Annotated in this window: 12 protein-coding genes and 3 tRNA genes; 7 read left to right on the top strand and 8 right to left on the bottom strand. The window is 38.6% G+C overall.

What is annotated here, in order from left to right:
- Window positions 1-582 precede the first annotated feature (582 nt).
- On the top strand, window positions 583-825 hold the full coding sequence (locus UMU13_RS07730; protein WP_013886970.1) for a hypothetical protein: 243 nt from the start codon (window positions 583-585) through the stop codon (window positions 823-825).
- Window positions 822-1,028 carry a DUF2283 domain-containing protein gene (locus UMU13_RS07725; RefSeq protein WP_328218248.1) on the top strand — a complete coding sequence of 69 codons (207 nt, stop codon included), beginning with the start codon at window positions 822-824 and terminating at the stop codon, window positions 1,026-1,028. The genes UMU13_RS07730 and UMU13_RS07725 overlap by 4 nt, the downstream gene beginning before the upstream one ends.
- A 507-nt stretch (window positions 1,029-1,535) precedes the next feature.
- On the opposite strand, the gene UMU13_RS07720 is transcribed toward UMU13_RS07725, so the two are convergent.
- A tRNA-Ser gene (locus UMU13_RS07720) sits at window positions 1,536-1,625 on the bottom strand.
- Window positions 1,626-1,772: 147 nt separating this feature from the next.
- Here UMU13_RS07720 and UMU13_RS07715 point away from each other — a divergent pair.
- Genes UMU13_RS07715 through UMU13_RS07705 form a run of 3 tightly spaced genes read left to right on the top strand, consistent with a single transcriptional unit; the run spans window position 1,773 to window position 2,854 of the window.
- The gene (locus tag UMU13_RS07715) at window positions 1,773-2,282 is read left to right on the top strand and encodes a SprT family zinc-dependent metalloprotease (RefSeq protein ID WP_328218247.1); all 510 of its coding nucleotides are present in this window, start codon (window positions 1,773-1,775) and stop codon (window positions 2,280-2,282) included.
- Window positions 2,275-2,622, top strand: coding sequence for a hypothetical protein (locus UMU13_RS07710; RefSeq protein ID WP_013886967.1), 348 nt, complete (start codon window positions 2,275-2,277; stop codon window positions 2,620-2,622). Before UMU13_RS07715 ends, UMU13_RS07710 begins: the two co-directional genes overlap by 8 nt.
- Before the next feature lie 16 nt (window positions 2,623-2,638).
- Window positions 2,639-2,854: a transcriptional coactivator p15/PC4 family protein gene (locus UMU13_RS07705; RefSeq protein ID WP_303701687.1), complete on the top strand. Its 216-nt coding sequence runs from the start codon at window positions 2,639-2,641 to the stop codon at window positions 2,852-2,854.
- Window positions 2,855-3,015: 161 nt separating this feature from the next.
- On the opposite strand, the gene UMU13_RS07700 is transcribed toward UMU13_RS07705, so the two are convergent.
- The 7 genes from UMU13_RS07700 to UMU13_RS07670 all read right to left on the bottom strand — a co-directional run bounded on the left by UMU13_RS07700 (window position 3,016) and on the right by UMU13_RS07670 (window position 6,611).
- Window positions 3,016-3,669: a YkgJ family cysteine cluster protein gene (locus UMU13_RS07700; RefSeq protein WP_328218246.1), complete on the bottom strand. Its 654-nt coding sequence runs from the start codon at window positions 3,667-3,669 to the stop codon at window positions 3,016-3,018.
- 527 nt (window positions 3,670-4,196) lie between these two features.
- Window positions 4,197-4,270, bottom strand: a tRNA-Met gene (locus UMU13_RS07695).
- Window positions 4,271-4,317: 47 nt separating this feature from the next.
- Window positions 4,318-4,394 (bottom strand) — tRNA-Met (locus UMU13_RS07690).
- Window positions 4,395-4,424: 30 nt separating this feature from the next.
- Window positions 4,425-5,399 carry a 2-hydroxyacid dehydrogenase gene (locus UMU13_RS07685; protein WP_328218245.1) on the bottom strand — a complete coding sequence of 325 codons (975 nt, stop codon included), beginning with the start codon at window positions 5,397-5,399 and terminating at the stop codon, window positions 4,425-4,427.
- On the bottom strand, window positions 5,396-5,899 hold the full coding sequence (def, locus tag UMU13_RS07680; RefSeq protein ID WP_328218244.1) for a peptide deformylase: 504 nt from the start codon (window positions 5,897-5,899) through the stop codon (window positions 5,396-5,398). Before def ends, UMU13_RS07685 begins: the two co-directional genes overlap by 4 nt.
- Before the next feature lie 2 nt (window positions 5,900-5,901).
- Entirely contained in the window at window positions 5,902-6,444 is a 543-nt protein-coding gene (locus UMU13_RS07675) for a glycine cleavage system protein R (RefSeq protein ID WP_328218243.1), read from the bottom strand.
- A 29-nt stretch (window positions 6,445-6,473) separates the two neighbouring features.
- Window positions 6,474-6,611, bottom strand: a complete 138-nt coding sequence (locus tag UMU13_RS07670) for a hypothetical protein (RefSeq protein ID WP_328218242.1) — start codon at window positions 6,609-6,611, stop codon at window positions 6,474-6,476.
- A gap of 27 nt (window positions 6,612-6,638) precedes the next feature.
- Here UMU13_RS07670 and UMU13_RS07665 point away from each other — a divergent pair, with 27 nt between their 5' ends.
- Together UMU13_RS07665 and UMU13_RS07660 are read left to right on the top strand one after the other, a co-directional pair.
- Window positions 6,639-9,038 (top strand): ATP-dependent Clp protease ATP-binding subunit, encoded by a 2,400-nt coding sequence (locus tag UMU13_RS07665; protein WP_328218241.1) that lies wholly within the window; start codon window positions 6,639-6,641, stop codon window positions 9,036-9,038.
- Entirely contained in the window at window positions 9,016-10,356 is a 1,341-nt protein-coding gene (locus UMU13_RS07660) for a 2-dehydropantoate 2-reductase (RefSeq protein ID WP_328218240.1), read from the top strand. The genes UMU13_RS07665 and UMU13_RS07660 overlap by 23 nt, the downstream gene beginning before the upstream one ends.
- Window positions 10,357-10,466 lie beyond the last annotated feature (110 nt).

Below are 10,466 nucleotides of genomic sequence, written 5' to 3'. Positions count from 1 at the left end.
ATAAAATAACGAAAAAGGAACGGAGAGCGCACAAAATTCCCATTGATCTGCCGCACAATTTATATTCCATCCGGCGGCTGAATAGTATTTGAGTTGTTTTATGTTTGATTGGCAGGAGATCGCTCGGCTTCGCTCGGGATGACAAAAATCTGTCATCTCGACCGGAACGGAGTGGAGCGGAGAGATCTCTATTGTTGTTTGACAATAAGTACCCCCTCTTGCATCTCCCCCTAAACCAGGGGGAGATATCTGTTAGGATGGAGTAAGAAAGCTAAGTTATTTTGCAAGAGAGACCTCTCCGCTTCGGTCGAGGTGACAAGAGTGTTGGTTACCGAAGTGGTGATAGCTGATGAGGAAAAATCTCGGATATCGGTTGTCAAAAGTACCCCCTCTGCATCTTCCCCTAAGTCAGGGGGAGAGACCATTTCCGAACACTTATAGATTTAAGTGCTCGGGCAGGATGGGGTAATTATGTTGGCTCAATTATTCAAAGCTCTATTGTAGCTGTTTGATGATTAGATCACTCTGCCCCAGTTGAGATGAATATTGCAAAAAAAACAAAATTAAAATAGAATTTGACAAATGAAAACTACAAAATATTTTAATTATACAAGGGAAAGAACCGATAGATCAAAGATCAAGATTGAGTGGATAGAACATGTTATTACCAATCCGGAGAAATCTGAAATCCAATCTGACGGTAGAATCCGCAAATGGGCAAAAATACCTGAGGTGAATAAATATTTGAGAGTTATCATTTTGGAAGATGGTGAAACAGTACATAATGCTTTTTTTGACAGGAACTATAAGGAGAATGAGAAATGAAAGTAAAATATTTTAATGATACGGATACTGCTCTCATAGAATTTGCTGACCGTGAAGTTTTTGAAACAAGGGAAATTAGCGAAAATATATACATTGATGTTGATGCTGAAGGGAATATAGTTAACATGACAATAGAGCATGCTAAATCAAATGCTGCTCTTTGGGAATTTTCATATGAAGAAATGAATAAACAAACTGCTTAAAATTGAAAATTTAAAAAAATAAAGCATCATTATTTTTCACTAAGTAGGCTTTCCAATATTGTGCACATTTTTTATACAATCTCTTTGAGAAACCATAAGATTTAGTAGATTTAACACCTTTTTTGCAGCTGTGATTTCAGATAAATAATTTTTATAATGTCGGACAAACACTTTTATTAAACACAGCGGACATCAAATTATAATGTGTTCCACTAGCATCGGTCAATGACCGATTGGCAGCTATGTAAATAGCTAAATTTGACGAAGTCAATCAATTTGTGTATACAATATATTTACCAGTCCTTTGGCTGGTGCTAGTGGCAAGACAGCTTGGTCACTCCAGCCATCAGATGATATTCAAGACATACGGCAGGATAATCAAACAGATTAACGGAGAGAAGAACGAACTGGACAAATTTATATACGCATAAAAAACCGTTTAGAACAATTTTAGAACAATGGATTTTGCCGAAAAACTAAGTTGTTGGTAATACAGAAGAAAGAAAACGGAGAGGGAGGGATTCGAACCCCCGGCCCGAGCAAGTCGGGCGCCGCATTTCGAGTGCGGTGCATTCGGCCGGACTCTGCCACCTCTCCATTTTGTGATGCGATAACCTATATTTATTACATTTCGTTGTCAAGTTTCTATCTATTTAGTCAAATGGAGCTTTTCCAGAATTGGATTGTGTTTTTTAATTTTCGGTGTTAAATTTTCGCTTTTAGAATTAATTTTTGGTATCGGATATGGATATACGAAAAAAGCTGTATCAGTTAGAAAACATAAGTGACGAATTTTTTGGCTTTCATCCGGATTGTAAGGTAATTGTGGATTTAAGAGGTCAGTCTGCGGGTAAAGCGGATGCTCAAAATAAAGTTATCCGGTTGAACAGAGATTTTCTTTATCATTACCCGGAGAAAATGGTTAATGAAGTTTTACCCCATGAATATGCACATATTTTATCCTATGAAATTGACAATAAATGTGGCATCAGAAATAAGCCGCATGGTTCCACCTGGAAAAAGGTTATGAGCGTTTTCGGTTTAGCACCAAAGAGAACCCACGACTTTGATATTAAAAAAACTTATGTTAGAAATATGAAATATTTTTTATATGTCTGCGGATGCAGCAAGCATCATCTTAGTGCCATAAGGCATAACAGAAGTGAAAGAAGCCGAGGAAAATTTTTTTACAGCTGCCGGATTTGCGGCAAAAGATTGAAATACGTTGAACCTTTGAGGACTGAAAATGAATGAGATTCTTATATTTCTGATTTTTATCGTTATTTTAATATTGTTTTTTCTTTTTCTGGCTTTCAGTCTTTTTTGGGGAGCTATTGTTATGGTTATCACTGCCGTTGTGGGTTTCTTTACTGCTCCATTTGACAAAGAGGATGATCTCAAGATTATCCGTCCTCAAAATAAGTCTGCTATAATATGTATTGATTCCGATACTAAAAATTTATACCGATTTGAACTGGGCGAATATATAATTGAAATGAACAAGTCCAGCGGTGATAAATATATCATTACCAATAATGACAAACGTTTTAAGATAAGTGAGTGTTTTTATGCCGATAATGAAAAATACTTGTGATTAATAAGGAGGAGTGATGTCTGTAATTGGTGAAGTTCAGAAAAATAATACGGAAAAGTTTGTGGTTGAGGCAAAGGAGTACAAGGGCAAGAACTTTGTTGATGTACGAATTTACTATCTCGACAAAGAGAGTGACGACTGGAAACCCACCAAAAAGGGGATAACACTTACGAAATACACCTATGAGCCTTTACTGAAACTAATTACGGAAGCTTATCAAAAAATTCAGTAAAGAGACTTCCATAAGTAAGGAAGCGCGGCTTCAGCTTGTGCGAAAATGGGTATACGTGCCAAAATTGTTTTGAAAAAACATTATTGTAGGCATGGCGTCGCTAAAGCGCCACTTCCAAAAGCGTAAAAAGAGATATTTTTTAAAGCTCTCACAAATAGGTATCAGATTTGTTCTGAATTCAGTGATTTCTTGACAGCCTGAGTGATTTCGACACTTTTGCCCGGAAGGTTTCTGGAAGAAAGAAAATCTGAAACAGCAAGAAAAAGATTTTTGTATAAATCTTTAATGAAACTGTTCATTAGTACGGTGTTTTCATCTCCCATGGCCACACTTTCCAAAGCCTGTTTACATTTTGAAGCGCTGGTGGAAGTGACTGAGCGGCATAATATCGGTCTTACAGGATAAATACTGCAGCTTTCTTCGTCAGACAGGAAGATACAGGGTTTCCTGCAAACAATTCTCTCTTCATCATCGAGATTTTTTATCTGAAATCCGTAGCTGTCTATCTTTTGCTTAATAATATTTAACTGCTGATCGCTGAAGTTGGATTTTATGAAATGGTAAATATTATCCGATTCAGGAGGCAAAACAGGTATGTTGAGTATACAGCAGTACCCACAGCCTTTTTTGCAGTCTATATTTTCAAGAAATGCCTCCTCCCTGTTTTCCATAATTATTTTTTCCGCTTCAGGCAGCAGGTGTTGAAATCTCACTTCGGAAGGGCTGGATATTGTCTTTGAGTTTTCCAGATTTAAAAGTTTCAAAAAATGATTGTACAGTTCCTTCTCATCAACAGGCATAACAAATAATATCACAAGTTTATTATTAAGTTAACAGAGAATTTTTTTGGCACCCTCCCATTTTTTAGAGCTATGACAATACGCAGATATTGTTAGTACATAGATAGAGATCCCTCGGCTTCGCTCGGGATGACATAAATTGTTGTCATTTCGAACAAAGTGAGAAATCTCTGCCATATAAAACGACATAACGAATAAATATACAACTGTGTTTAATATTGGGATATCTTTATGAGCGAAAACCCCGATATTAAGATAAAGTATTGTCAAATAGCATAAGTACAAAAATTTTGGGAGGTTGCTAAAGAATTTTTTTTTGATCTCTCAATTTAAGAGATATGGCAGATAGGGAAGTAGTGAGATAGTGAGGAAGGGAAGTGGAGAGGTAAAGGTTGAGGAAGTTGATGTAACGAACGTTTAAAGTCTCGATTTTGAAAAAACAATTATTAAACCTATAACATTCTTTTTTTAAATATGAAAAACTCACTAAGCCGCCACTTTTTTGAAATCAAAAATTTTGAGAATTTTAAGAGAAAAAAGAGTGGCGGCACAGGGAATTGAACCCCGGACGCTACGGATATGAGCCGTATGCTCTAACCAACTGAGCTATGCCGCCGTATTCTGCTATATTAAAAAACCGGCCTTGCAGCCGGATTATAGGCTTGGTTGCGGGGGCCGGAATCGAACCAGCGACCTTCGGGTTATGAGCCCGACGAGCTACCAGACTGCTCTACCCCGCGTCAGCGAGTGCTAAATATACCGAAAATAATTTATTTGTCAACAATAAAATTTTTATTAACAGCATTCCAGGGCACATTATTTTTTTCCAAAACTTCTTTTACGGATTGTACGCACAGTTTAGCCATTTCCTTACGTGCAGTTACTGTTGCGCTACCTATGTGAGGCAGTAAAATAACATTGTCCATACTGAGAAGTTTTTTGTTTACCGAGGGTTCGAATTCATACACATCAAGACCTGCGTATGTGATTTCGCCGTTTTCCAGTGCTTCGGCAAGGTCTGATTCTCTTACAATTTCACCTCTTCCAAGATTGATAAAGACGGATGAGCTTTTCATTTTTTCGAATTCGTTTTTTGTAAACCGGTGTTTTGTGGATGTATTCAGAGGAGCAGTCACAACGAGGAAATCGGATTTTTCCAGCAGATGTTCAAAAGTCACATATTGAGCATCAATCAGATTCTCTTCATGTCTTTTTCTGCTTCTTGAGTTGTATATTATATTCATTTTGAAATTTCGCGCAAAATTCCCCAAAGTCTGGCCGATTTTGCCGAATCCGTATATGCCAAGTGTTTTGTTTTGTAAACCGTGTCCCAAAAAAAGTGTCGGCTCCCATCCTTTAAATTTGCCCTGCCGGACAAATTTGTCAGCTTCAACAATTCTTCGTGCGGCGGAAATCATAAGGGCAAACCCCAACTCGGCAGTGGCTTCTGTTAAAACATGGGGAGTATTGCATACTACGATATTTTTCTCCGAACAGTAATCTGTGTCAATATTGTTAAAACCAACGGCGTAGTTCGCCACAACTTTTAGATTTCCTGCATTTTCAAGCACCCTGGCATCGATTTTGTCCGAAAGCATGGAAATAACTGCATCAGCATCGTATAATTCCCTTTGCAATTCATCTTCGCTTAGAGGCTCAGAGGATTTGTTGTAGATTAGGTCATAGTTTTTGAAAGAGTCCTCTATGTCGAAGGGGAGTTTTTTCGTAACGATTATTTTTTTCATCTGTACTTTTTCCTTCTGAAAAGATCGGTACGTTTGGAAATAATTCTGTCCACAAAAAGTATTCCGTCCAAATGGTCAATCTCATGCTGCAGCAGTACAGCTTCGAAGTCTTCGGTTTCGATAACCCTGTCTTCGAAATTTTCATCCTGATACTGCACCATAACTTTTCGTGCACGGTTGACATTGCCCGTATAGTCCGGAACGCTCATGCACCCTTCTCTGAACTGCATTATCCCTTCCCATTTGACCACTTCCGGATTTATTAAAACAAGTTTTCCGTGATTGTAGCTGCATTTTTTATTTTTTGATGCATCAATTGCAATTATACGGTGGAGCGCACCTATCTGAGGGGCTGCAATACCTACGGAATGAGATGTGGCATCCATAGTGTCCGTGAGATCTTTTATTACATTTCTGATTTCATCGGTCAGTTCGGTGACTTTTTCACTGAATTCTTTTAACCTTTCATCGGGATAGACCAAAATCTCTTTTACAGCCATCGTTAAAACTCGTATGTCTCAATTTGTCTTATGTGAATATCCGTGCCCATCTGATCCGACAACGCTTTTAAAGGCATAGTCCATTCCTCTTCCTGATAATTTTCAGGAACAAGAATCTCAAGTACCATTATATAGATAGGCTTATTTTCTTTGCCCGCAACCTTTGTCTGTAAATCTATTACATTAATATTTTTACTTCTCAAATAATCTGTTACCTTGTATACAATCCCGGGCTTGTCGGATCCGTAAACGGAAACTACATAAGATAATCCTTCTGCAATTGTGGCATCAGAGCCGTTCATTTTCCGCACGCTGATTGAAATATCCTTCAGTTTGTCGAACATGCCCTTTATCTCTTCCTCGGTATAATCCTGCCTTGTGGCTACAATGAGAATCATTGAAAAGAAGCCTCTGAGCAGTGTTGAGCTGGAGTCCTCAAGGTTAAACCCGTTATCATACAGTACTTTGGAAACATCTGCCACTATGCCGTATCTGTCTTTGCTTACAAATGTTAAAGCAAAGTATTTTTTTTCTTTATCCGTCATTTTAACACCCCGCATTATGCTTCTTTTATTTATGAAGCGGTACGATTAAGTACCACATCCAGTGCAAAATTCAATAACAAATTAAGCATCGATTTGAGCCTGTAAGTAAGATGAAGATTGATTTTTACTGTACTTGACATCGCTATATTATAGTTTATTATAATCATAAATGAACAAAATAAAAGGTATATAAAATGTTTGAACTTTTTACAGATAAGGCAAGACGTGTAATTTTGTATTCAAGAGAGGAAGCTGAAAAGCTTCTCCAGCCTTATATAGATACCGAACATCTTCTTATCGGGATTCTTAAGGAAAGTACCGGTGTGTCCGCTGAAATTTTTAACAGAAGGGGCATCAATGTGATGCTTCTTATTTCAGATATTAAAAATATGACCGAAGAAGGTAAAAACCTTATGATAAAGGGTAGCCTTCCGTTCAGCCCTAACGCCAAAAAGGTTTTGGAATATTCCATTGAGGAAGCCAGAATCCTCAAACATAAAAATATAAATCCTGAGCATATTCTGCTGGGTATTTTAAAATTGAAAAAAGGCAAAGCTTCTGTAGTGTTGAAAAAGCTGGGTTTTGATTTGATTTCCATGAGGGATGAGGTAAGGTATTTATCCAAAGAGGAAAATACATCTACGAAGGTTGCCACACCAACACTTGATGAATTCGGCAAGGATTTGACGATACTGGCTTCTCAGTATCAACTTGATCCCGTAATAGGAAGAAATAAGGAAATTGACAGGCTGATTCAAATTCTCTGCAGAAGGATAAAAAACAATGCCGTTTTACTTGGTGAACCGGGAGTTGGGAAAACCGCAATCGTTGAAGGTCTGGCCCAGCGTATGGTTTCTGAGTCTATCCCTGAGATTTTAAAAGATAAAAGGCTCATTTCACTGGATGTGGGGACATTGGTTGCCGGCACAAAATACCGCGGACAGTTTGAAGAACGGATGAAAAATATTCTAAAAGAGATTGAGAGTGCTGAAAATATAGTTGTTTTTATAGATGAGATTCACACAATAGTCGGAGCGGGTGCAGCAGAAGGTTCTGTTGATGCATCCAATATGCTTAAGCCGGCATTGGCAAGGGGCACGCTCCAATGCATAGGGGCAACAACACTTAGTGAATACAGAAAACATATGGAAAAAGACGGTGCTCTTGAGCGCCGTTTCCAATCGATTATTGTGGATCCGCCCGACAGCGGAGAAACTTTTGAAATCCTGAAAGGTTTGAAACGCCAATACGAAGATTTTCATAAGGTTTTTATACCGGACGATGTCCTAAAGGAAACGGTTTATCTGACTGACAGATATGTGACAGATAAATTTCAGCCGGATAAAAGTATTGATGTGATAGACGAAACGGCTTCAAGAGTAAAACTCGGGCACAGCTTAATGCCGGATGATTTGCAGGAGCTGAAAAGTCAGATTGATTCATTAAAGCAAAAGAGGAAAAAATATATTGATACTGACAATTTCAACCAGATAGAAAGGTATTCATCCGAGATCGAACGTTACGGAGAGCTTTATCAGATGAAAGTTGAGGAATGGGAACAGACGGTGGATGACAACTGGCCAAGCCTTACTGTTGATAATGTGGCTGAAGTGGTCTCAATGATGACTGGAATTCCTGTCCAGAAACTGACAGAAGAGGATACACGCAAAGCTACAAACATCGACAAGGAACTGAAAAATTATCTGATAGGCCAGGATGAGGCGGTGGATACCGTTTCCAGGTCGATAAAAAGAAGTTTTGCCGGAATAAATAATCCGGAGCAGCCGATCGGTTCCTTTATTTTTTTAGGTCCCACCGGCGTCGGCAAAACGGAATTGGCAAAACGGATAGCTGAATCACTTTTCGGCAGTTCCAACGCAATGATCAGAATAGATATGAGTGAGTTTATGGAAAAATTCAATGTTTCCAGACTAATCGGTGCCCCTCCGGGGTATATCGGCTACAATGAGGGGGGTAAACTTACGGAAGCGGTGAGACGTAAACCTTACTCTGTTGTGCTGTTTGACGAAATTGAAAAAGCACACCCTGATGTATTGAATATTCTTTTACAAATACTGGATGACGGTTTTATCAACGATAATCTCGGTCATATGGTAAATTTTAAAAATACGATTATTATAATGACATCGAATCTCGGAACCAAGTCCACGCTTACGGACAAAAGCCTTGGATTTACCAACAATGCTTCGCAGGATATTGACTATAAAACATTCAGGAATAATTCACTCAGAGAGCTCAAGGAAAGATTCCCGCCTGAATTTATAAACAGACTGGACGGGCTTGTTGTTTTTAAACCGCTCTCAAAAGACGTTCTTTACGAGATTATTGATCAGCAGGTTGAGGAAGTTAATGCGCGAATTGCTAAATTAGGAAAACAGATCGTAATAAATGACGATGTTAAAGATTATATTCTTTCCAATGAATACGATTATCATTTTGGTGCACGTCCTATAAAAAGGCTTATTCAGAAACATATCGAAGACAAATTGAGTGAAGTACTTCTTGAAGGAAAGTATGCAAAGAGAAAAAAAATCAAAGTGATAGTTAACAATGGCAGAATCTCGTTCAGATAAAAAGATAGCTGTACTGGGAGCCGGTGCTGTCGGAAGTTTTTACGGCGGTATGCTTGCAAAAAGCGGTTTCGATGTTACGCTTATTGCACGCGGGAAACATCTGGAAGCTCTGCAGTCAAAAGGTCTTAGAATTGAAAGCTATAGATACGGGAATCTTGATCTGCAGGTCAAAGCTGACAGTAAGCTTAAGGGTGTTTACGATGTCATTATAGTTTCCACTAAATCCGAAGATACAGCTGCTGCGTGTGAAAATATCGGCAATCATCTGAATAAAAACGGTTTTGTTGTTTCTCTGCAGAACGGTGTTGATAATACAAAAACAATCTCGCAGTTTTTGCCTGTTGAAAAAATTATTCCATCAAGGATTTATGTTGGTTTAAGTGTCACTGCTCCGGGTGTTGTCAAACATTCTGCAGAGGGTATTCTCGGTTTCGGGGCGGCGGATAAAACGGATAAATCTTATGTTGATGCTTTTGAGAGGATATTGTCCGAAACAGAGCTTGAGTATAAAGTGGAAGAGGACATACTTCAGGCACAGTGGAAAAAACTTTTATGGAATCTGGCATTTAACCCCCTTTCTGCACTTCTGGAAAGCACCTGCGGCAAACTTTCACACGATGAAGAGATCAATGACTTAATGCATAAAATTGTTGAAGAGGGCGTAAGGGCTGCCCGTTACAGGGGTGTTGACGTACCTGAATCATATGCCGTTAGTATACCGGATAGAATAAAAGGGCTGGAAAATTTTAAAACCAGTATGCTGCAGGATATAGAAAAGGGAAAAAACCCCGAAATAGACGGAATAATTCTCCCTGTAACTACAACATTGAACGAGCACGGACAAAATGCTCCATATTGTGAAACAATTTACAAATCTTTGAAATTCAAATACGGAAAAAAGTTTATTTATACACCTAAACTGACAGTGGATATGATAGTTGAAAATGAAGCGGGTGAAATATTGCTTATAAAAAGGAAAAATCCTCCGCACGGATGGGCTTTGCCGGGCGGATTTGTGGATTACGGTGAAAAAGCGGAAGATGCTGCTGTGAGAGAGCTTGCTGAGGAGACGGGCATATCAGTTTCGGTAAACAATATTAATTTGCTTGGGGTTTATTCCGATCCTTCAAGGGATCCCCGCGGTCATACAGCCAGCGTCGTATATTATGTGAAGGCAAATGCTATAGCTGAAGCTGCTGATGACGCTAAAGAAGCCTCGTTTTTTGCTAAAAATAATATCCCTGAAGATATAGCTTTTGATCATAGGAAGATACTTGATGACTATTTTGGCAAGTTTAGCGTAAGGCGTGAGATGTAAAGCGTGAAGCGGGGGTATTAAGGTTATTATAGCCAACTGAAGTAAATAGTTATTTTTTGTTATTCATGGTTATTCAAAGTCCCAACCACTCCACCAATATACTAATACAC

It is taken from the genome of Flexistipes sp. (assembly GCF_036172515.1).
Taxonomy (GTDB): domain Bacteria; phylum Chrysiogenota; class Deferribacteres; order Deferribacterales; family Flexistipitaceae; genus Flexistipes.
The sequence above is the reverse complement of the archived record's forward strand: the minus strand, read 5'-3'. Positions and strand labels throughout refer to the sequence as shown.